The 19,931-nt window shown below is 73.5% G+C and carries 21 protein-coding genes; 8 read left to right on the forward strand and 13 right to left on the reverse strand.

Going from position 1 to position 19,931, the window contains the following annotated elements:
• Positions 1-96: 96 nt before the first annotated feature.
• Positions 97-315 carry a hypothetical protein gene (locus tag ACFPBZ_RS11490; protein WP_378036186.1) on the forward strand — a complete coding sequence of 73 codons (219 nt, stop codon included), beginning with the start codon at positions 97-99 and terminating at the stop codon, positions 313-315.
• A complete protein-coding gene (locus ACFPBZ_RS11495) occupies positions 312-692 on the forward strand; it encodes a hypothetical protein (protein ID WP_378036187.1) in 381 nt (126 codons plus the stop codon). The genes ACFPBZ_RS11490 and ACFPBZ_RS11495 overlap by 4 nt, the downstream gene beginning before the upstream one ends.
• Here the strand turns inward: ACFPBZ_RS11495 and ACFPBZ_RS11500 are convergent.
• From ACFPBZ_RS11500 to ACFPBZ_RS11540, 9 genes are all read right to left on the reverse strand, one after another.
• Positions 671-1,861, reverse strand: a complete 1,191-nt coding sequence (locus ACFPBZ_RS11500) for an McrC family protein (protein WP_378036188.1) — start codon at positions 1,859-1,861, stop codon at positions 671-673. The genes ACFPBZ_RS11495 and ACFPBZ_RS11500 overlap by 22 nt on opposite strands.
• Before the next feature lies 1 nt (position 1,862).
• Positions 1,863-3,368: an McrB family protein gene (locus ACFPBZ_RS11505; RefSeq protein ID WP_378036189.1), complete on the reverse strand. Its 1,506-nt coding sequence runs from the start codon at positions 3,366-3,368 to the stop codon at positions 1,863-1,865.
• A gap of 35 nt (positions 3,369-3,403) precedes the next feature.
• Positions 3,404-4,444 carry an alpha/beta fold hydrolase gene (locus ACFPBZ_RS11510; protein ID WP_378036190.1) on the reverse strand — a complete coding sequence of 347 codons (1,041 nt, stop codon included), beginning with the start codon at positions 4,442-4,444 and terminating at the stop codon, positions 3,404-3,406.
• 102 nt (positions 4,445-4,546) lie between these two features.
• Positions 4,547-5,353, reverse strand: a complete 807-nt coding sequence (locus tag ACFPBZ_RS11515) for a PadR family transcriptional regulator (protein ID WP_378036191.1) — start codon at positions 5,351-5,353, stop codon at positions 4,547-4,549.
• A gap of 224 nt (positions 5,354-5,577) precedes the next feature.
• A complete protein-coding gene (locus tag ACFPBZ_RS11520) occupies positions 5,578-5,835 on the reverse strand; it encodes a DUF6295 family protein (protein ID WP_378036192.1) in 258 nt (85 codons plus the stop codon).
• A gap of 4 nt (positions 5,836-5,839) precedes the next feature.
• A complete protein-coding gene (locus tag ACFPBZ_RS11525) occupies positions 5,840-6,586 on the reverse strand; it encodes a dienelactone hydrolase family protein (RefSeq protein WP_378036193.1) in 747 nt (248 codons plus the stop codon).
• Positions 6,587-6,644: 58 nt separating this feature from the next.
• Positions 6,645-7,181 (reverse strand): FumA C-terminus/TtdB family hydratase beta subunit, encoded by a 537-nt coding sequence (locus ACFPBZ_RS11530; RefSeq protein WP_378036194.1) that lies wholly within the window; start codon positions 7,179-7,181, stop codon positions 6,645-6,647.
• Positions 7,178-8,014 carry a fumarate hydratase gene (locus tag ACFPBZ_RS11535; RefSeq protein ID WP_378036195.1) on the reverse strand — a complete coding sequence of 279 codons (837 nt, stop codon included), beginning with the start codon at positions 8,012-8,014 and terminating at the stop codon, positions 7,178-7,180. Before ACFPBZ_RS11535 ends, ACFPBZ_RS11530 begins: the two co-directional genes overlap by 4 nt.
• A 42-nt stretch (positions 8,015-8,056) precedes the next feature.
• Positions 8,057-8,647, reverse strand: coding sequence for a TetR/AcrR family transcriptional regulator (locus ACFPBZ_RS11540; RefSeq protein WP_378036196.1), 591 nt, complete (start codon positions 8,645-8,647; stop codon positions 8,057-8,059).
• Between the two features lie 102 nt (positions 8,648-8,749).
• Here ACFPBZ_RS11540 and ACFPBZ_RS11545 point away from each other — a divergent pair, with 102 nt between their 5' ends.
• From ACFPBZ_RS11545 to ACFPBZ_RS11565, 5 genes are all read left to right on the forward strand, one after another.
• Positions 8,750-10,216, forward strand: coding sequence for an APC family permease (locus ACFPBZ_RS11545; RefSeq protein ID WP_378036197.1), 1,467 nt, complete (start codon positions 8,750-8,752; stop codon positions 10,214-10,216).
• Complete coding sequence (locus tag ACFPBZ_RS11550) at positions 10,213-11,505, forward strand: D-arabinono-1,4-lactone oxidase (protein WP_378036198.1); 1,293 nt, start codon at positions 10,213-10,215, stop codon at positions 11,503-11,505. Before ACFPBZ_RS11545 ends, ACFPBZ_RS11550 begins: the two co-directional genes overlap by 4 nt.
• Positions 11,492-12,517 (forward strand): alanine racemase, encoded by a 1,026-nt coding sequence (locus tag ACFPBZ_RS11555; protein ID WP_378036199.1) that lies wholly within the window; start codon positions 11,492-11,494, stop codon positions 12,515-12,517. The genes ACFPBZ_RS11550 and ACFPBZ_RS11555 overlap by 14 nt, the downstream gene beginning before the upstream one ends.
• Before the next feature lie 106 nt (positions 12,518-12,623).
• Positions 12,624-13,751 carry a baeRF2 domain-containing protein gene (locus ACFPBZ_RS11560; RefSeq protein WP_378036200.1) on the forward strand — a complete coding sequence of 376 codons (1,128 nt, stop codon included), beginning with the start codon at positions 12,624-12,626 and terminating at the stop codon, positions 13,749-13,751.
• A 300-nt stretch (positions 13,752-14,051) separates the two neighbouring features.
• Complete coding sequence (locus tag ACFPBZ_RS11565; RefSeq protein ID WP_378036201.1) at positions 14,052-14,717, forward strand: transglycosylase family protein; 666 nt, start codon at positions 14,052-14,054, stop codon at positions 14,715-14,717.
• A gap of 3 nt (positions 14,718-14,720) precedes the next feature.
• Here ACFPBZ_RS11565 and sthA read toward each other — a convergent pair whose 3' ends face one another.
• Positions 14,721-16,133, reverse strand: coding sequence for a Si-specific NAD(P)(+) transhydrogenase (gene sthA, locus ACFPBZ_RS11570; protein ID WP_378036202.1), 1,413 nt, complete (start codon positions 16,131-16,133; stop codon positions 14,721-14,723).
• Between the two features lie 135 nt (positions 16,134-16,268).
• Between sthA and ACFPBZ_RS11575 the strand changes: the two genes are divergently transcribed.
• Positions 16,269-17,381, forward strand: a complete 1,113-nt coding sequence (locus ACFPBZ_RS11575; RefSeq protein ID WP_378036203.1) for a DUF4192 domain-containing protein — start codon at positions 16,269-16,271, stop codon at positions 17,379-17,381.
• Between the two features lie 4 nt (positions 17,382-17,385).
• Here the strand turns inward: ACFPBZ_RS11575 and ACFPBZ_RS11580 are convergent, their stop codons facing one another.
• The 3 genes from ACFPBZ_RS11580 to ACFPBZ_RS11590 all read right to left on the reverse strand — a co-directional run bounded on the left by ACFPBZ_RS11580 (position 17,386) and on the right by ACFPBZ_RS11590 (position 19,879).
• On the reverse strand, positions 17,386-18,096 hold the full coding sequence (locus ACFPBZ_RS11580) for an HAD hydrolase-like protein (RefSeq protein WP_378036204.1): 711 nt from the start codon (positions 18,094-18,096) through the stop codon (positions 17,386-17,388).
• Positions 18,093-19,091, reverse strand: a complete 999-nt coding sequence (gene galE / locus ACFPBZ_RS11585; RefSeq protein WP_378036205.1) for a UDP-glucose 4-epimerase GalE — start codon at positions 19,089-19,091, stop codon at positions 18,093-18,095. Before galE ends, ACFPBZ_RS11580 begins: the two co-directional genes overlap by 4 nt.
• 71 nt (positions 19,092-19,162) lie before the next feature.
• Positions 19,163-19,879, reverse strand: a complete 717-nt coding sequence (locus tag ACFPBZ_RS11590) for a metal-dependent transcriptional regulator (RefSeq protein ID WP_378036206.1) — start codon at positions 19,877-19,879, stop codon at positions 19,163-19,165.
• Positions 19,880-19,931 lie beyond the last annotated feature (52 nt).

Genomic DNA, 19,931 nt, shown 5'->3' on the forward strand with positions numbered 1-19,931 from the left:
CGGGAGGCTCTGCCGCGCACCCGGCCTGCCCATCGGTGCCCTCGAGGTTCTAGGTGTACATAGAACGTTGCGTCTAGCCCTGGGTAGAATTACCTTGTGACCAAGGCGAGGGCCCTGGAGAAGCGCATCCGGCAGGAGGCTCGGCGACAGGGCGTGTCCTGGAGCTTGGCCCGTCAGGGCGCGAACCATGTCGTGTACGACCTCGACGGCGTCATGATCCCGATCCCGCGTCACGCGGAGCTCGGTGAAGGCCTGACGCGGGAGATCTACAAGCAGTGCGAAGTGAAGCTCGGGAAGGGCTGGTGGCGTCCGTGACGACCTACACGGCACGTGCAACGCGCGACAACGACCGGTACTGGTTGGTCCACGTCCTCGAGCTCGGTCACTACACGCAGGCACGGAACGTCCCCGAGATCGAGACGATGGCGCGGGACCTGATCGCGACTCTTCTCGACGTCGAGCCGAGCACCGTCGACCTCGAGATCGACATCCAGTTGCCGGGAACCGCTCGCGAACGATTGGCGCGCGTCGAGAGTCTGCGTGAGCAGGAAGCCGAGGCGCGTCGTGAAGCCGCCAGCGAGGCACGAGCGGCCGCCACCGAGCTGAAGCGGGCGGGCCTCTCGCTCCGGGACATCGGCAAGCTTCTCGGGGTGTCGTTCCAGCGCGCGAGTCAGCTCACCTCTGGAAGGTGAAGGGCGGTCGCCGAACCCACGTCGATGACCGTGAGCTGCGCCGGACGGTCGGCGAGCACACGTAGGCCGCGGGACTCGACCGTCACCTCGCCCATCGACACGGTCGAGGTCTCGCCACGACCCGGAAGAACCAGGACAGCGCGAGCGCAGCGCAGGCGCCGGCAGTAGGTGAACACCTGGAAGAGGTCGTCGGTGCTCGGGCGACCGAGGTGTTTGTACTTGGCGTCGTACACCGCGACCGGCCGGCCCTCGCTGTCGTACTCCACGACATCGGCATAGCCGGTCGTGCTGTCCGGAGACTCGGTGATCGGCACCGGCACCTGACGGCGGACGTGATGACCGCTCGGCGCCTGCGCGGCGACGGAATTCTCGACGAAGGCCTCCCACACCTTCGGCATGGGGAACAGCACGGCGGCACCGTTTCGCTCGACCCCCTCGGGGAGGAGGCTCGTCCCGCGGACTACGAGCACGGCCAGGTCGAACGCGTCCCGGCACCGAACGGGCAGCCGGGGACGCGCGAGGCGGATCGCTCGCTCGACGTCGAGGGGTTGATGGATGGCCGCGAGGACTGGCGTCAGCGCTGTGAGTCGACTCCGCGTACGAGCATGCCGCAGCGGTGCGCTTGTCAGGAGCGCGTGGGCCCGGGCCAGCACCTGGTTCACGGGGATGTCCTGGGTGATGCGGTGCGCGCGGGTGACGAGGCGGTCCGCACGTCCGGCGTGCCGACGTAAGTGGGTCGCAACGTCGGGGCGGCCGGCGAACGGCGGCCGGGTGAAGGTGCGCTCGACGTAGCCCTTCGGCAGTCCGCGACCGACGACCTGGTCGAGCGCATCGACGAACGCCGCAGCGATCAGGTCGACGAGTGTCGTGCCCTCGCCGGCCGGGACGAGATCGTCGCGCAGGAGCCTGGGCGCGCCGACGTAGTTCGCCAGCAGGGTCGAGAGGTCGGCGAGGTCGAAGCGGCTCCGGATATCGAGAACGAGGCCGCTGGGCAGGCGGAGCCGCCCGACGAACGGGCCCGGCACGATCACGTGACGTCCAGTCCCCGTCGGCGTGACCGCCATCAGCACCGCGGCGTCGCTGCCGCCCCGGGTCAGTGCGACGACCGCGCGGAGGTCCTCGGGCGATAGCTCCACCTCCTGCGGTGCGTACTCCCGCAGGCGGAGCACCTCAGCTGCCCTCGCCGAGCAGGAGGCGGACCTCCCGGTCGAGTTCCTCCAGGCGTTCGGGCCGGTCGAACCAGAGCTCCGCCAGGTAGGGCTGCACCTGGAAGGTCCAGGTGCGCTCGAGCGTCGCCCCGTCGTTGCTGTCCATCCAGTAGGAGTGCCCGGGTGCGGCGGGGTCCTCGCCGACCCGGTCCGCGATCAGGTCAAACACGCGCAAGGGCAGGTCGGACGGGTCGTCGTGGGCCTCGTACCAACGGCGCAGGACCTCGCGGTCCGGTCGGAGTCCGAAGGCATGGAATCGACGGCGCAGGGCGAAGTCGACGAGCGCGAGGCTGCGGTCGGCCGTGTTCATAGTGCCGAGCAGGAGCAAGTTGTCGGGCACCCCGAAAGGCTGGTGTGAATACGGGAGATGGACGGTCTGTCGCCGGTACTCCAGCAGCAGGAGGAGCTCACCGAACACGGCCGCGAGGTCGGCCCGGTTCATCTCGTCGACGACGAGTACGAAGCGCTCGTCGGGAACGGCGGCGGCCTCAACGCACAAAGCACGGAACAGACCCGGGCGCACCGTGTAGTTCAGACCCCCGGAATCCGCGTTGACCTCAGGACGCAGACCCTCCACGAAGTCCTCGTAGGAGAAGGCGGGGTGGAACTGGACGAGCCGGACGTGCTCGGGGGAGGTGGCGAGGTGGGCGGCAAGGTGCCGGGCGACCCACGTCTTACCTGTGCCGGGTGGGCCATGGAAGAAGGCCTGCCGAAGCCGGCCAGCGGTCAGCGCTGCAACCCAGCTGTCGACGGTCTCGACGGGGAGGTGGCAGGCAAAGGCGACTTCTGCGGTGGTCGTCGACGTCGAGTGGGACCCGGTCGCGCCGCCGCCCTTGACTGGTGGCTTCGGTTCGGGACCGACCGTGTTCTGTCGGGCGGCACGGAGGAGAGCGGTGAGGACGGCGTCGTGTTCCTGAGGTGCGACGTCCCACTCGCGTCGCCAAGCGAGAAGATCGTCGCAGAAGCGGGCGTAGCCCTCACCGCTGAAAGCCCGGTACTGCTGAGTGACGCCGGTGGCTACGCGGAGGCCGCCCATCGTGGCGTCTATCTGGATGCCGAAGCGATCCGGGTCGCGGAGATACATCATCATCGTCAGTAGGGACGAGCCCGCGCCGGGCAGCCGGTTCCGAGTGCGCAGGACGTCGCCGACAAGCGTCAACGCGTCGTCCTCGGAAGGACCCCACAGAACGCGCATGGCCTCGTTGAGCTCGTCGATCCGCTCGGTGGCCTGCAGGATCGAGTAGCCCGTGAAGGCCGGGGCGAACCGATTTCGCTTCACGACCCCCTGGACTTCGTGTCGGTTGAACACCGATCCGAGTTCGAGGAAATCATCGTGGGTCATTCGTCCGACGCGGTCGTCGAGTAGACGCCGGGCCTCGTCCTCGGCCTCCACACGGGCAGGGACGAAGCGTGGGCCGAACTCGGCGCGCACCTGCTCCAGGACCTCGCGAACCGACGGGGTCGTCATGGCGCGCAGCGTAGGAGCAGCCGCTGGCGGGTCGATCAGTGGGCGGGGTGGATCATCGGGACCTGCCGGGCCGCAGGCACCGACGGCGGGGCGACCGCCTCGTCGTCGGGACGGCGCCCGGTGCGCAACAGCTCCCGCCACTCCGCCGCGCTCCAGTGCGCGGGCTCGGTGCCGGCGAGGAACTCGCGGAGCACGGACAGGAAGCGCTGCGGGTGGGAGTGGAACGGGAAGTGGCCGGCCCGGTCGAAGACCTCGAGCCGGCTCTCCGGCATCGCCGCGTGGGCGGTGCGGCCGTGCTCGACGGGGACCACCATGTCGTCGGCGCCCCAGACGAGCAGCGTGGGCATGCCGGCGGTGAGGTAGCAGCGGTCGAGCATCGTGACGACCTGCCCGCGCCAGTCGACGACCGCCCGCAGCGTGCGCAGGAAGGCCGCGCGGCTGGTGGCGTCGGGCAGGGCGTCGACGAGCCGGACGAGGTCCTCGGCGTCGCGCCCGAGCCCGGTGTCGAGCTGCTGGGCGACCCGCAGGACCAGCTCGGTCGGGGCGCGCACGCTCGGCCAGGACAGCACCGGCAGCAGCATCTCGGCCAGCGGCAGCGACGCGGCGCGCAGCGCGGGGGTGACCGACTGGGCCACGCCTCCGGCGCCGACGAGCACGAGCCGTTCGGTGCGCTCGGGGTACTGGTAGGCGAACTGCATCGCGACCCCGCCGCCGAGCGAGTGGCCGACGAGTGTGGCGCGGTCGACGTCGAGCACGGAGAGCAGGTCGCGCATCCCGTTGGCGTAGGCGCCGATCGAGTAGTCGCCGCGGGGCTTGTCGGAGCCGCCGTGGCCGAGGAGGTCGGGGGCGATCACGGTGTGGTCGCGGGCGAGGTCGTCGAGGACCGGGCCCCACGTCGAGGAGTCGTCCCCGATGCCGTGGATCAGGAGCAGGACCGGGCCGGAGCCCGCCCGGCGGAAGGCGCGTCGGTAGCCGTGGACCGTGCGGTACTGCAGGGTCCAGCGCTCACCCTCGACGCGTCGCGCGACCGGCCCCGGGGAGGGCGGCGCGCCCCGTCCCGGGCGTGACCCGAACACTGGACTACTCCTCTGGTCGAGATCGACTCGGCCCGAGAGTAGGAGTGCCGTGTGACGCCCGGTGACGGGTGTGTTGCGCTGCCGTGGCGGCGCGATCAGCGGTCACGTCGTCCCGTCGGACGGGTCCTCGTCCTCGTCGGACGGGCCGTCCACCTCCGCGAGCAGCAGGTAGAGCCGGCGCCGGGCCTCGTCGAGGACCTTCGTCGCCTCGCTCACCTGGGCCGACGAGCCGACCTGGGCCACCTGGGCGACCGCCCCGGCCAGCCCGCGGCCGGCGGTGCGGAGGTCGTGGAACCCGTCGTCGGCGCCGGCCGCGACCTGCGACCAGACCGCGTCGAGCTCCTCGGCGTGCTCGGTGACGTAGCGGGTGCCCTCCTCGGTGAGGTGGACGACCGCGCGGCCCGACTCCTTCTCGGAGTGGACGAGGCCCTCGTCGGCCAGCTGCGCGACGGTCGGGTAGACCGACCCGGGGCTGGGCTTCCACGAGCCGCCCGAACGCTCGGCGATCTCCTGGATGATCTGGTAGCCGTGCTTGGACTCCTCGCGGAGCAGGGCGAGGATCGCGAGCCGGACGTCGCCGCGCGAGCGCCGGCCCCGTCCGCGGCCACCCGGGCCGCCCGGACCGAAGCCACGGCCGCGTCCGGGTCCGTGACCGTGGCGGCCGTGGCCGCGCGGGTCGTCGTCGGTCCACGGGCCGGGGAAGGGCCCGTCGCCGGGTCCCTCACCCTCCGGGCCCCGTCCGCGGCCCCGGCCGCCGAAGCGGCCGAAGGGCGGGCCGAAGTCCATGCCGCCGGGGCCTCCCCGACGGCGCGCGCCGCGACGGAATCCGCCGGGCTCGCCGCGATGTGCGTGCGGCCCCTGCGGGCCGCCTCGGTGCGCCCGCTCGGGGCGCTCGTTGATGTCGAACATGTCGCTCGATCCTCTCGTTGGTGCTCGCCGACTGTCGGCGATGGCTCAACGATATATCGCGACTGTCGAGAGTGCAACGCCTTCTTCGCTCGGGCGGGGAAGATCGTTCTCTACGGAGCGGAACGGGGCGGGGACCGATCGGTCCGCTCCACCCGAGGTGATCACCTGCCCCGCCGCCCCGACGTCAGCGGTGCGTCGCCGCCGACGACGGGGCGGTCGTCCGGTCAGTGCTCTGCAGCCCGCTCCACGGTGACCTCGAGGGCCTTCAGCAGTTCGCGCGCCGACTCGAGGGAGAGCTCGACCGCGACGCGGGCCGACGGCCCGCGCTCCGGGGCGAGGAAGTCGATGTTGACCGTGTGCGCGTCGGGGGCGTGCACGGGGTGGTCGTAGTAGACGGTCGCCTCGGTCATCGGCGCCCAGCCGTCGCGGGTCTTCCCCGACGACCGCGCGAGGGCCACCTTCTCGGTGGAGTAGGTGCACATGTGCTCAGCCTCCGAGGTGGGTCCCGAGGAACGCGGTGATCTTCTGCCAGCCGTCGACGGCCGCCTCGGGCCGGTAGGAGGGCCGGTCGACGGAGAAGAACGCGTGGCCGGCGCCGTCGTAGCGGTGGAACTCGTAGGTCTTCCCGTGCTGCTGGAGGAGCTTCTCCAGCTCGTCGACCTGGTCGGGCGAGGGGTAGGAGTCGTCGTTGCCGAACAGCCCGAGCAGCGGCGCGCCGAGCTCGCCGATCCGGTCGGCCAGGGGGCTGACCTGCAGCGGGAAGCCCTCGGGCGGGGTCCCGACGACGAACGCCCCGTAGCAGTCCACCGTCGCCTGCACGTCGACCTCGATGCCCGTGAGCACCGCCTGGCGCCCGCCCGAGCAGAAGCCGATGGCGCCCACCGTCCCGGACGCGGTCGGCAGGCGGCGCAGCCACGCGGCCGCCCCAGCGGCATCGCCGACGAAGCGCTCGTCGGGAACGCCGCCGTTCGCGCGGGCGGTGGCCGCGGCGTCGTCGGGCTCGGCGCCCGGGGCCTCGCGCGTGTAGAGGTTCGGGCAGATCGCGGAGTAGCCCATCGTCGCGAAGCGGCGGGTGATCTCCTTGGTCTCCCGGTCGTAGCCGGGCATGTGGTGGATGACGATCATGCCGGGGTGCGGGCCGGGATCCATCGGCCGTGCCGTGTAGGCCTCGATCTCGTCGCCGCCGTGCCCGACGATGCCGGTGGTCTCGGAGAGGATCGCGTCGTAGCGCATGGACGGGATCAGACCACCCCGACTCCTCGCGGGCACGGCGGTGGTCGGGAATGTCCCGCTATCGCCGGTAGCGGGCCGGGCCGTCGTCGTACAGGTCGCCGCCGTGCAGGTCGTTCACGACGAGGGCTGGGAAATCGGCGATCGTCAGCCTCCGCACCGCCTCGGCGCCCAGGTCCTCGTAGGCCACGACCTCGGCCGACGTGATGCACTGCGACAGCAGCGCCGCCGTGCCCTCGATCGCCCCGAAGTAGACGCAGCCGTGCGCGAGCATCGACTCCTTGACCTCGGCGTTCCGGCGGCCCTTCCCGATCATGGCCCGCAGCCCGCGCTCGACGAGCATGGGCGAGTAGGCGTCGCAGCGGCTCGCGGTGGTGGGCCCGGCGGAGCCGATGACGTGGCCGGGGCGGGCGGGGGTGGGTCCGACGAAGTAGATCGTCGCGCCGTCGACGTCGAACGGGAGCTCCTCGCCTGCCGAGATCGACTCGGCGAAGCGGGCGTGGGCGGCGTCGCGGGCGGTGTAGACGGTCCCGCTGAGCAGCACGGAGTCGCCCGCGTGGAGGGACGCCGGGTCGTCCAGCGGGAGGGTCAGGTTCACAGGGTCACCGCCCGGACCCGGTGGGAGTGGCAGTCGAGGTTGATCGCGACCGGGAACGCGGCGATGTGGGTGGGGTAGGCCTCGACGTGCACGGCGACCGTCGTGACCGTCCCGCCGAACCCGGCCGGCCCGATGCCGGTCGCGTTGATCGCCTCGACGAGCTCCTGCTCCAGGTCGGCGAGCGCCGGGTCGGGCGACGGCGACCCCGTGGGGTTCCGCGTCAGCGCCCGCTTCGCGAGGACCGCGGCCCGGTCGAACGTGCCCCCCATCCCGATCCCCACGGTCACCGGCGGGCTCGCGCTCGGCCCCGCCTTCTCGATCGTCTCCACGACGAACCGCTTCATCCCCTCGACCCCGGCCGCCGGGGTGAGCATCCGCAGGGCGCTCATGTTGTCGCAGCCCGCGCCCTTGACCAGCAGCGTCAGCTCGATCTCCCGGCCGGGGACGAGCTCGTAGTGCACCATCGCCGGCGTGTTGTCGCCGGTGTTCACGCGATCGACGGGGGAGCGGACCAGCGAGGCGCGCAGGTAGCCGTCGGAGTAGCCCCCGGCCACCCCGCGGTCGATCGCCGCCGCGAGCGAGCCACCGGTGAAGTGCACGTCCTGCCCGACGGTCAGGAACACCACCGCGTAGCCGGTGTCCTGGCAGAAGGCGATCCGCTCGGCGGCCGAGACCCGCGCGTTCTCCAGCAGCCGGTCGAACACCTCGCGCCCGATCGGCGACTCCTCGGCGTCGCGACCCCGCTGCAGCGCGGCGACGTGGTCGTCGCGCAGCTCGTGGTTCGCCTCGACGCAGAGCTTCCGGACGACCGCCTCGACCTCGGCGACGTCCACGGTCCGCACCTCGCTCACACAAGCACCCAACCGCACCGGCCCTCACGTCGCGAGTCCGGCCAGGACGTCGGCGAAGGCGTCCAACGAGGACAGCGCCGCCGCCGAGTCGCGATCGACCAGCCACGCGATCGTCACGCCGTCGGTGACCACCACGAGCATCCGGGCCAGCTGCTCCACCGGCACCGACCAGCCCACCCCGCAGGCGCGGGCAAGCGAGGAGAGGGTCGCCGCGGCGGTGCGGTGGTAGGCCTCGTACTGCCGCTGCGCGACCCCGGCCAGCGACGGCTCGTGCAGCGCGTGGTGGGTCAGCCCGGTCAGCACCACCTCCCGCTCCGGGGCCGCCTCGACAGTCGCCCACCACTGCCGCAACGTCTCGCGCAGCGACTCCCCGAGGCCCCCGACGACGTGGACGCCGTCGGCCTGGGCGTCGCGGAGGGCCGCCACGGTGACCTCGGTGAGCTCGACGAAGAGCTCCTCCTTCGAGGCGAAGCAGTAGTGGAACGTCGCGACCGGCGCCCCGGCCTCGGCGCAGACCGCCCGCGTCGTCGCGGCGGCGAACCCCTCGCGCCCGATCACCCGGAACGCGGCCTCGACGAGCTGTCGCCGACGGTCGGTCGCGCTGACCCGTGCCACCCCGCACCCCCGAACCCCACGAACTCGGACAACCGTCCCAGACGCTTGACACAGTATGCCCGGCGTCACACGCTGAGCCCTCCAGGACGAGGGAGGCCCGCCGTGAGCGCACCCGACGAGGCCGGCTACGCCACCGCCTTCCCGCGCGTCCTGCGCCGCTTCGCGCTCTTCGCGATCGCCTTCTCCGTCGTCTCGATCACCACCGGCATCTTCGTCAACTACGCCTACGGCCTCACCACGCTCGGGCCCGCCGCGGTGTGGCTCTGGCCGGTGGCGGCGGTCGGCCAGGTGCTCGTCGTGCTGGTGCTGGCCGAGCTCGCGGGGCACATGCCGCTCGCGGGGGCGAACTACCAGTGGAGCGCCCGGCTGGTGAACACCGGCTTCGGCTACACCGTCGGCGCGCTCGGCCTGCTCTACGGCGCCGTCGGGCTGCCGGGCATCGCGCTCGTCGGACTCGCCCCACTGGCCGCCACCGTGGTCGGGCTCGACGCGGCCGACCCGCTGACGCTGCTGGTCATCGCCGTGCTGGCCCTCGTCGTGGCGTTCGTCGTGAACATCGTCCGGGTGCAGTGGGCGGCGCGGGTGAACAACCTGGCGGTGTTCGCGGAGATCGTCGGGACGGTGGTGCTCTCGGTGCTGCTGCTCGCGCTGTGGGCCACCCACCGCGGCTCCACCCCCGACGGCGGGCACGGCCTCGCCTTCCTGACGACCGCCAACCCCGGCACCCCGCTCGCCGACGGCATCGTCGGGGGCGCACTGATCGGCATCTTCACGCTCGTCGGGTTCGAGGCGGCCGCCGACATGGCCGAGGAGGCCGTCGACGCCCGCCGCACGGTGCCGCGAGCCATGATCGCCGCGGCCGTGATCTCCGGGGTGCTCGGGATGGTCGCGCTGATCGGGTTCACCGTCGCGATCCCCGACCTGGGCGCCGTCGAGGCCTCCCCGGTGCCCCTCGCGGCGATCGCCGAGTTCTGGCTGGGCCCGGCGCTCACGGCCGTCTTCCTCATCATCGTCGTGTTCTCGATGTTCGCGCTGCTCGTGGTGGCCGCCGCGTCGAACTCCCGGCTGCTCTTCGCGATGGCCCGCGACGGGCTGCTGCCCGGCTCGGGCGCGCTGCGGCGCGTGAACGGGCGGACCGCGACACCCGTGGTCGCCCTGGTGACGAGCCTCGTCGTCTGCCTCGTGCTGCTCGCCTACGGGACGCTCGACGGCGCCGCGTTCACGATCCTCGTCGGCGCCACCGCGCTCGTGCCCTACCTGATCTACCTGCTCACCCTCGGCGGCTACCTGGCCCGCCGACGCCGGCTGCGCGCCCTGGGCGCGGGGTCGTTCTCGCTGGGCCGGGCGGCGCTCCCGGTCGCGGGGCTCGCGATGGTGTGGCTGGTGGCGGTCGTGGCGGCCCTGACGTTGCCCGAGGCGTTCCGGGCGGCCGACTACGTGGTGCTCGGCGGCCTCGCGCTGACGGGGCTCTGGTACGTCGCGGTGCTGCGACGCCGGTTGCGCGACGGAACCGCGGGACTGCCCGCGCGGTCGTCGGGACGGCCCGAGCAGGAGATGGAGACGGCATGACCCTGTGGCGGAACTGGGCGGGGAACCAGCGGACGTCGCCCGCGGGCTCGGTGGTGGCGCGGTCCACCGAGGACGTGGTCGACACCGTCAAGGCGGCCGCCCGCGACGGGCTGCGGGTGAAGGCGACCGGCTCGGGCCACTCGTTCACCGGGATCGGGGTGCCCGACGGGATCGCGCTGGCGGCGCCGGCGGAGGGCGGGATCCGGGTCGACGGGATGCTCGCGACCGTCCCGGCCGGCACGACGATCCGCGCGCTGAACGCCGCGCTGTGGGACCGGGGCCTCGCCCTGCCCAACCTCGGCGACATCGACGCGCAGACGATCGCCGGCGCGGTCGCCACCGGGACGCACGGCACCGGGGCGCGGCACACGGGCATCGCCGCGCGCATCCGGGGCCTGGAGCTGGTCCTCGCCGACGGCACGGTGCTCGCCTGCTCGGCCTCCGAGAACCCCGAGGTGTTCCACCACGCGCGCGTCGGGCTGGGCGCGCTCGGGGTGGTCACGGCTCTGACCCTGGAGTGCGTGCCGGCGTTCCGGATGCGGGCGCGGGAGACGGCGCTGCCGCTGGCCGAGGTGCTCGAGGGCCTCGACGAGCTGGCCGCGGCGCACGACCACGTCGAGTTCTACTGGTTCCCGCACACCGACGTGGCCGCGACCAAGATCAACGACCGGACGACGGCCGAGGGCCCGGTCCGGGGGCGGGTGGCGGAGTGGGTCGGCGACGAACTGCTCGGCAACGGCGCCTTCGAGCTCGTGTGCCGGGCGGGCGCGCTCGCGCCGCGGGTGGTCCCGACGCTGAACCGGGTGCTCGCCGGGCAGATGGCGAACGCCGAGTACGTCGACCGCTCCTACCGGGTGTTCACCAGCCCGCGACGGGTGCGGTTCCTGGAGATGGAGTACGCCGTGCCCCGGGCGGCGCTGGGGGAGGCGTTCGCCGGGCTGCGGGCGGCGGCCGCCCGGCACGCGCCGGACGTGACGTTCCCGGTGGAGGTGCGGGTCGCGGCGGCCGACGACGTCCCGCTCTCGACGGCCTCGGGCCGCGACAGCGCCTACCTCGCGGTCCACGTGCACCACACGAGGCCGCACGAGGCCTACTTCGGCGCGGTCGAGGCGGTGATGACCGCGCTCGACGGGCGCCCGCACTGGGGGAAGCTGCACACGCGGACGGCGGCCCAGCTGGCGTCGTCGTACCCGGAGTTCGGCGCCTTCGTCGCCCTGCGCGACCGCCTCGACCCGACGGGGCTGTTCCACAACGCCCACCTCGAGAGGATTCTCGGTGCACCTCGCTGACCTGCAGACCCCGGCGCTGGTGGTCGACGCCGACCTGCTCGAGGCCAACCTCGCCGCCATGGCCGCGCGCTGGCCTGGGGCGACGCTGCGCCCGCACGTGAAGGCGCACAAGACGACGGCGCTGGCCCACCGGCAGGCCGCGCACGGCGCCGAGGGCTTCACCTGCGCGACGATCCGCGAGGTCGAGGGCATGGTCGCCGCGGGTCTGGGGCAGGACCTGCTGCTGGCCAACGAGGTCCTCGACACCCGCCGCCTCGGCGCGCTCGTCGCGCAGGGGGCGCGCGTGACCCTCGCGGTCGACTCCCCGGAGACCGTGGCCGCCGCGGCCGCCGGCGGGGTGCGCGAGGTGCTCGTCGACGTGAACGTCGGCCTGCCGCGCTGCGGGTGCCGCCCGGAGGACGCGGGCGCGCTGGCCGGGCGCGCCCGGGCGGCGGGGCTCGCGGTGCGCGGGGTGATGGGCTACGAGGGGCACCTGCAGGCGTGGCCCGACGCGGACGAGCGCGCGAAGCTCACCGAGGAGGCCATGGCGACGCTGCTCGCGGCGCACGCCGACGTGGGCGGCGACGTGGTCTCCGGCGGCGGCACCGGGACCTCGGCGTGCAACCCGTGGGTCACCGAGATGCAGGCCGGCTCCTACGCGCTGATGGACTCCGCCTACACCGCGGCGGGCGTGGGCTACGGGCAGGCGCTGCACGTGCTCGGCACCGTCGTGCACGTCTCGGCGGCGCGGCCCGACATGCCGGCCTACGCGGTGGCCGACGTCGGGCTCAAGGCGCTGGGCATGGACCACGGCAACCCGACGATCCCGGACGCGCAGGTGTGGTTCTGCTCCGACGAGCACGTGACGTTCGCGCCGGAGGCGCCCGTGCGGGTGGGGGACCGGGTGCTCGTCGTGCCCGCCCACATCGACCCGACGGTCGCCCTGCACGAGCGGATGCACGTGGTGCGGGGGTCCGTTCCCGACGACGCCGAGGTCCTCGAGAGCTGGACGGTCGATCTGCGCGGGTGGTAGGTGGCCGGGAACGTTAGACCACCCCCGCGCACCGGGTACGGGCTCCTCCGAGACGTACGTACGTGCCGCGGTCCCCGAAACCGCGGCCAGGAGGAGGAACACCGGCATGGACCTGTCGCACACGCGGGAACTCTTCGAGCGGCGCGGGCCGTTCGCGACGGTCTACCTGGAGGCGACGAACCCCGGTGAGAACGCCGCCAGGCAGGCCGACCTGCGCTGGCGCGGACTCTCCGACTCGCTGCGTGAGCAGGGCGCCGACGACAAGACGATCGCGGCGCTCGACGAGCTGTTCGGCGACACCAGCGGCGGCGACCTGAACGCCTACGGGCGCGTGGTGGTCGCCTCCGCCGACGGCGTGGTCTTCGACGACGCCGTCGAGGGTGTCGACGCCGCCGGCGACGTCGCGACCTGGTCGCCGCTGCCCGAGCTCGGGGCGTACTTCCGCTCGCAGTCCGGCAGTGTCCGGGCGCTGCTCGTGGTGGCCGACCAGACCGGCGGCGACGTCTACCAGGTGGTGGCCTCGAACGTGGAGGGCGCCCGCGAGGTCGACGAGCAGTCGATCGAGGGCTCGGCCGTCGAGTCGGTGCACAAGGCGCGCGGGGGCGGCAACGCCCACAAGCAGCGCCAGCGCCGGCACGCCGAGGCGAGCTACCAGAACGCTGCCGACGTGGTGAAGGGCATCCAGTCGGCCGCGTCGTCGTTCCGGCCCGAGATCATCGTGCTGGCCGGCGAGGTCACCGGCCGCGAGGTCGTCCGCCACGAGATGCCCAAGGGCCTCGCGGAGATCACCCGCGAGATCGAGGCGGGCAGCCGGGCGGCCGGGTCGAGCGAGGACGCCCTCGAGGACGCCCTGCTCACCGAGGCCGGCAAGGCCGCCACCGAGCGCGAGACCGCGATCCGCCAGCAGTTCCACGAGGCCAAGGCGCACGCCAACGCCGTCGAGGGGCTCGAGATGGTGCTCGAGGCCGCCCGCACCGGCGCCATCGCCACGCTGCTCCTCGTCGACGGCCAGCACGTCGACGGCGAGCTGTGGGTCGGCGACACCCCCGAGGCCATCTCCACCGAGAAGGACAAGGCCGCCACGATCTCCGACGCGACGCCGATCCAGCGTCCGGCCGAGCAGGTGCTCCTGCGCGCCGCCGGGGCGATGGGCGGCGACGTCGCGGTGCTCGGCGCCGGGGCGGAGCTCGTCGACGGCGTCGGCGCGCTGCTGCGCTTCCCGGTCACCGTCTGACCGTCCGCACACGACGACGAGGGGTCGTCCGTCCCACGGGGCGGGCGGCCCCTCGTCGTCGTCCGGGCGCCGTCTCCTCACGGGGCTGAGGAGCGGACGCGGCGGACGGCGCAAGCCGTTGAGCAGGACGGCGTCAGGACGGGGCGCCGGGCGCGTGGGAACGGCCCGTGGGCGCACCCGGGGGGAGAGCGTTCTCAGCCAGGGACGTCTCCCCGGCGGAGATCCTTAGGGTCGGCGCCGTGCCCTGGTCGTGACCTCGGCCGCTCCCCGCTCGCCGCTCGCTCCCCGTGAGGTCCCCGCATGCCCAAGCACCGCGCGCCCGCCGCCTCCCGGCTCCGCTCGACCCTCGTCGCGACGACGACCGGTCCGCTCGCCCTCGCCGCCCTGGGGACGCTCGCCGCCCCCGCCGCGCAGGCCGCCCCGTCCGGCTCGGTGAACTGGGACGCGGTCGCCCAGTGCGAGTCCTCGGGCGACTGGTCGGCGAACACCGGCAACGGCTTCTCCGGCGGGCTGCAGTTCACCCGCTCGACCTGGAAGGCGTTCGGCGGGTCCGGCGACGCGAAGGACGCCTCGCGCGAGCAGCAGATCGCCGTCGCGGAGCGGGTCCTCGACGGGCAGGGCATCGGCGCCTGGCCGGTGTGCGGGAAGAAGGGCCTCGGCGGGGGCGGGTCCTCGAACGCGGCGTCGTCGTCGGGCTCGTCGGAGGCGTCCTCCTCGAAGGCGCCCAAGGCCCCCAAGGCGTCGAAGGCCTCGTCGAAGAAGTCGGACTCCGCGGACTCCGGGCGGCACCGGGCCCCCGAGAAGGCATCCGGGGGCTACACCGTGGCCGCGGGCGACACCCTCGGCTCGATCGCGGACGCCCACCAGGTCCGCGGCGGCTGGCAGGCCCTCGCGTCGGCCAACCGCGACGTCGCCACCGACCCGAACATGATTTTCCCGGGTCAGCAGCTGAACCTGCCGGCGTAGCCGTCAGCCGAAGGCCTGCAGCGCGCGGATCTTGTTGGTGGCGTCGAGCGCGGCGACCTTGTAGGCCTCCGACAGGGTGGGGTAGTTGAGCACCGCGTCGACGAGGTAGTCGACCGTCCCGCCGCAACCCATGATCGCCTGGCCGACGTGCACGAGCTCGGTGGCCGAGGTGCCGAACACGTGCACGCCGAGCAGGGCGTGGTCGTCGGGCGACACGAGCAGCTTGAGCATCCCGTAGTCGTCCCCGACGATCTGCCCGCGCGCCAGCTCCCGGTAGCGGGCTATGCCGACCTCGTAGGGCACCGCCTTCTCGGTCAGCTCGGCCTCGGTGGCGCCGCAGTAGGACATCTCCGGGATCGTGTAGATGCCGTACGGGGCGAGGGCGGCGTTGGCGTTGCCGACCGGCTCGCCGAACGCGTGGTACGCCGCGTGGCGGCCCTGCTCCATCGACGTGGCCGCGAGCGCCGGGAAGCCGATGACGTCGCCGACGGCGTAGATGTGCGGCACGGCCGTGCGGTAGTGCTCGTCGACCGAGAGCCGGCCCCGGGCGTCGACCTCCAGCCCGGCCTTCTCCACGGCGAGCTCCTCGGTGACGCCCTGGCGGCCCGCGGAGTACATGACGGTCTCGGCGGCGATCCGCTTGCCCGAGGCGAGGGTGGTGACGGTGCCCCGGTCGGACACGCTCACGCCGGAGACCTCCTCGCCGAAGCGGAAGGTGACTGCGAGGTCGCGCAGGTGGAACTTGAGCGACTCGACCACCTCGGAGTCGCAGAACTCCAGCATCTGCGCGCGGCGCTCCACCACGGTCACCCGGGTGCCGAGCGCGGCGAACATCGAGGCGTACTCGATGCCGATCACGCCGGCGCCGACCACCACCATGGAGGCCGGGATGTTCTCCATGGCGAGGATGCCGTCGGAGTCGACGACGCGGCGGTCGTCGAACTCGACCGTGTCCGGCCGGGCGGGCCGGGTGCCGGTCGCGACGACGATCGTGTCGGCGGTGACGGTCTGGTGCTCGCCGCGGCGGTCACCGATCACCTCCACGGCGTGGTCGTCAAGGAAGCGGGCAGCGCCGGAGAGCAGGTCGACCCGGTTGCGCTGCAGCTGCGCCCGGATCACCTCCACCTCGCGCCCGATGACGAAGTGGGTGCGCGCCAGCAGGTCCTGCACCGTGATGTCCTGCTTGACCCGGTAGCTCTCCCCGTAGAGCCCGCGCATCGCGTAGCCCGTGAGGTAGAGGACGGCCTCGCGCAGCGTCTTCGACGGGATGGTGCCGGTCTGGGTGCAGACCCCGCCGACCATGCCGCGGCGCTCCACCACGGCGACCCGCTTCCCGAGCTTCGCCGCCGCGATCGCGGCCTTCTGCCCGCCGGGGCCGGAGCCGATGACGAGCAGGTCGTAGTCGTGGTTCTCCACGGTCGCAGACTCTCCCCGCGCCGCGGGGACCACGGCAAGCGCGTGCGCGTGACGGGCTGATGAAGGCGCCGTGCCCGGTGCGTCCGATCGGGTGGTGCGTGGATCCGGGGCGGGGCGGCCCTCGTCGGAACGGACATGAGCACCAGGAAGAAGGCCCGCCGTCCCGTCCCGCCGCCGAAGTCCCGTTCCCGTCCCGACGAGCCCGTGGTCGTCCGGGTGGGCCGGTCCGCCGACCTCGTCGCGGCCCTGCCACCCATGCTCGGGTTCCACCCCGAGGAGTCCGTGGTGGTGATCGGGATCCACGAGCGCGACGGCCGCGGCCGGCTCGGCGGGATGGTCCGGATCGACCTCGCGGAGTCGCCCGACGCGGAGACCGATGGCGTGCTCGCCGAGGCGGCCCGGGAGCGGCTGGAGCGCTCGGCGCCCGCGAAGGTCGTCGTCGTGGTCGTCTCCGGCGTCGCCGGGACGGCCGCGGCCCCGCCCCACCTCGAGCTGGTCGACGCGATCACCGCCACCTTCGAGGCCATCGACATCCCGGTGATGGAGGCGGTGTGGGCCGAGCGGATCGCGATCGGCGCGCCGTGGCGCTGCTACCACCCCTGCGCCTGCTCGGGCACGCTGCCCGACCCCGGCGGGACCGTCGCCGCGGCCGCCCACGCCGCCGTCACCGGGCGGGTCACCCGCGGCTCCCGCGAGGAGGTGGAGGCCTCCCTCGCGCCCGATCCCGAGGCCGGCGGCGAGCGTCGACGCCGACTGATCGACGACTGGCACCAGGTCGCCGTGGACGAGTGGCTCGACGACCGCCGGGCCTCGTCGCGCCGCAACCTGGAGTTCGTGCGCGGCGTGGTGGGCGACGTCGGGGCCGGGACGCCGCTCTCCGAGTCCGACATCGCCCGCCTCGCGGTGGCCCTGTGCGACCCGGCGGTGCGCGACACCTGCCTCGGTTGGGCCGCGGGCCACGACGACCGCGTCGATCCCGTGCACGCCGAACGGCTCTGGACGCTGCTCACCCGGGCCGTGCCGGCCCCCGAGGTCGCGCAGCCCGCCACCCTGCTGGCGTTCGCGACGGTCGACCAAGGCGGCGGGGCCGTCCTGACCACCGCGCTGCAGCGGGCGTGCGACGCCGACCCGCACCACCAGCTCAGCCGGATGCTCGGCACCCTCATCACCGCCGGGTTCCCGCCGGAGACGGTGCGGGAGCTGGTCAGCGCGGCGTACACGGAGACCACCGCGAAGCTCGCGGCGTGACCGGCTACCGCGGGGCGGCGGATCGCAGGGCGTCGAGCGCGGCGGGCACCTCGCCGGGCTTGTCCACCACCACGGCGGCGCCGGCGGCCTCGAGCTCGTCGCGGCCCCCGAAGCCCCAGTCCACCCCCACGCAGGGCAGGCCGTGGACCCGGGCGCCCTCGACGTCGTGGTGGCGGTCGCCGACGAGGGCCAGTCCCGGTCCGTGGGACAGTCCCGGTCCGTGGGACAGCGCCGGTCCGTGCGCGAGCACCGGGGCGTTCGCGGCGAGGGCCAGCCCGACGACGGCCGCCTTGCCCTGCACCCGGCCGTCGAACGTGGTGCCGTGCACGCCGCCGGCGACGTGCTCGGCGAGGCCCAGGTACGCGACGATCTCGCGGGCGTACTCGCCCGGCTTGCTCGTGGCGACCGCGAGGACGTCCCCGCGGTCGGTCAGCTCGGCGAGCAGCTCCGGGACGCCGGCGTAGACCGACGCGTCGAACATCCCGCCGGCGCCGTAGGTGTCGCGGTAGTCGGCCATCATCGCGTCGGCGGTCGCCGGGTCCACCCCGAGGACGTCGAGGAACGCCTCGGGGAAGGGCGGGCCGATCAGGGCGCGGAGCTGCTCGTCGGTCGGCTCCGCGATCCCGACGCTCGCCGCCGCGTGCCGCACCGAGGCCCGGATGCCGGGCCCCGAGTCGACGAGGGTGCCGTCGAGGTCGAACAGGACCAGGCTCACGCGTCGGCCCCGACGCGCGCCCGCGCGAAGGCCCACGCGTCCGCGACGATGCCGTCGAGGTCGCCGCGGGTGGGCGTCCAGCCGAGCCGGTCGTGCGCGCGGCGGGCCGACGCGACGAGGACGGCCGGGTCGCCCGCCCGCCGCGGCGCGACGACCGCGGGGATCGGGTGCCCGGTGACGCGGCGGCACGCCTCGACCACCTCGCGGACCGAGAAGCCGGTGCCGTTGCCGAGGTTGCAGACCAGGTGCTCGCCCGGCCCGCTCCCGGCCGCCTCGAGGGCGCGCAGGTGGGCGTCGGCGAGGTCGTCGACGTGGATGTAGTCGCGCACGCAGGTGCCGTCGGGGGTGGGCCAGTCGTCGCCGTACATCGCGACCTGCTCCCGGGTGCCCGCCGCCACCTGCAGCACGAGGGGGATGAGGTGGGTCTCGGTGGTGTGCCGCTCCCCGAAGGCCGTTCCCCCGTCACCGTGGTGGGCGCCGGCCACGTTGAAGTAGCGCAGCGAGACCGCTCCCAGCTCCCCGTCCGACGCCGTGGCGTAGGAGGAGATGGCGTGGTCGATCGCGAGCTTCGTCGCGCCGTAGGGGTTGGTGGGGCGGGTGGGGGAGTCCTCGGTGATCGGGCTCGTCTCCGGCTCGCCGTAGGTGGCGGCGGTGGAGGAGAACACCAGCCGCGGCACCCGGTGCGCGCGGATCGCGTCGAGCAGGGCGATCGAGGTGACGACGTTGCCGTGCCAGTACTTCGCCGGGTCGGTCACCGACTCGCCGACCAGGGAGCGGGCCGCGAAGTGCAGCACCCCGTCGAACCCGCCTTCCGCGAGCACGCCGGACGCGGCCGTCGCCACGTCCCCCTCGACGAGGACGGCGCCCGGGGGGACGGCGTCGCGGTGGCCGGTGGAGAGGTCGTCGAGGACGGTGACGTCGTGGCCCGCGGCCAGCAGGTGCGCGGTGCAGACGCTCCCCACGTAGCCGGCGCCGCCGGTGACGAGCAGCTTCATGGTCCCGAGTCTGGCCCACCCGCCCGGGCCCGGGACCAGCGGACCGCGCAGGGTGCCCCCGCGCGGCGTGCTCAGACCGCGCGGACGAGCACCGCGTGCGCCACCAGCGGGTCGACCTCGGAGCTCCGCCCGCCGGTCCCGATGTTGACCGCGTCCCCGAACCGGGGGATGGCCACGACCTCGACGTCGCTGCCCGGGAGCACCCCGGCGGCCTTGAGGCCCGCCATCAGGGGCTCGTTGAGCTGCACGTGCTCGGCGATCCGCCGGATCACGACCTTGCCGCCGCCCGCCCGGGCGAACTCGTCGAGCCGCACCAGCCCGGCCTCGTCGGGGGTCGGCGTGCGGGTGGGCAGCTCGCCGTCGCCCTGGCCGCGCAGCTCGTCGAGGCCCGGGATGGGGTTGCCGTAGGGCGACACGGCGGGCTCGCCCAGCAGGGCGAACACCTTGCGCTCCACGGCGTCGCTCATCACGTGCTCCCACCGGCAGGCCTCGGTGTGGACGTGCTCCCACTCCAGCCCGATCACGTTGACCAGCAGGAGCTCGGCCAGCCGGTGCTTGCGCATGACCGAGACCGCCTTGCCGCGGCCCTCGGGGGTCAGCTCGAGGTGGCGGTCGCCGGCGACGTGCACCAGGCCGTCGCGCTCCATGCGCGCCACCGTCTGGCTCACCGTCGGGCCGCTCTGCTCGAGGCGTTCGGCGATCCGCGCGCGCAGCGGGACGACGCCCTCCTCCTCGAGCTCGTAGATCGTGCGCAGGTACATCTCCGTGGTGTCGATGAGGTCGTTCATCCCCACCCCTTCCATCCCGGTACCGATCCTACCGAGCTGACCGGGTCCGGCC

The organism is Actinomycetospora atypica (genome assembly GCF_042653685.1).
Lineage (GTDB): Bacteria > Actinomycetota > Actinomycetes > Mycobacteriales > Pseudonocardiaceae > Actinomycetospora > Actinomycetospora atypica.

Bases quoted from the DNA above. Each gene is read 5' to 3' on its own strand.
- ACFPBZ_RS11575 (WP_378036203.1), top strand. From the start codon at position 16,269: ATGAGCACCAGGAAGAAGGCCCGCCGTCCCGTCCCGCCGCCGAAGTCC.
- ACFPBZ_RS11590 (WP_378036206.1), bottom strand. From the start codon at position 19,879: ATGAACGACCTCATCGACACCACGGAGATGTACCTGCGCACGATCTAC.
- galE (WP_378036205.1), bottom strand. From the start codon at position 19,091: ATGAAGCTGCTCGTCACCGGCGGCGCCGGCTACGTGGGGAGCGTCTGC.
- ACFPBZ_RS11505 (WP_378036189.1), bottom strand. From the start codon at position 3,368: ATGACGACCCCGTCGGTTCGCGAGGTCCTGGAGCAGGTGCGCGCCGAG.
- ACFPBZ_RS11565 (WP_378036201.1), top strand. From the start codon at position 14,052: ATGCCCAAGCACCGCGCGCCCGCCGCCTCCCGGCTCCGCTCGACCCTC.
- ACFPBZ_RS11560 (WP_378036200.1), top strand. From the start codon at position 12,624: ATGGACCTGTCGCACACGCGGGAACTCTTCGAGCGGCGCGGGCCGTTC.
- ACFPBZ_RS11550 (WP_378036198.1), top strand. From the start codon at position 10,213: ATGACCCTGTGGCGGAACTGGGCGGGGAACCAGCGGACGTCGCCCGCG.
- ACFPBZ_RS11520 (WP_378036192.1), bottom strand. From the start codon at position 5,835: ATGTGCACCTACTCCACCGAGAAGGTGGCCCTCGCGCGGTCGTCGGGG.
- ACFPBZ_RS11525 (WP_378036193.1), bottom strand. From the start codon at position 6,586: ATGCGCTACGACGCGATCCTCTCCGAGACCACCGGCATCGTCGGGCAC.
- ACFPBZ_RS11515 (WP_378036191.1), bottom strand. From the start codon at position 5,353: ATGTTCGACATCAACGAGCGCCCCGAGCGGGCGCACCGAGGCGGCCCG.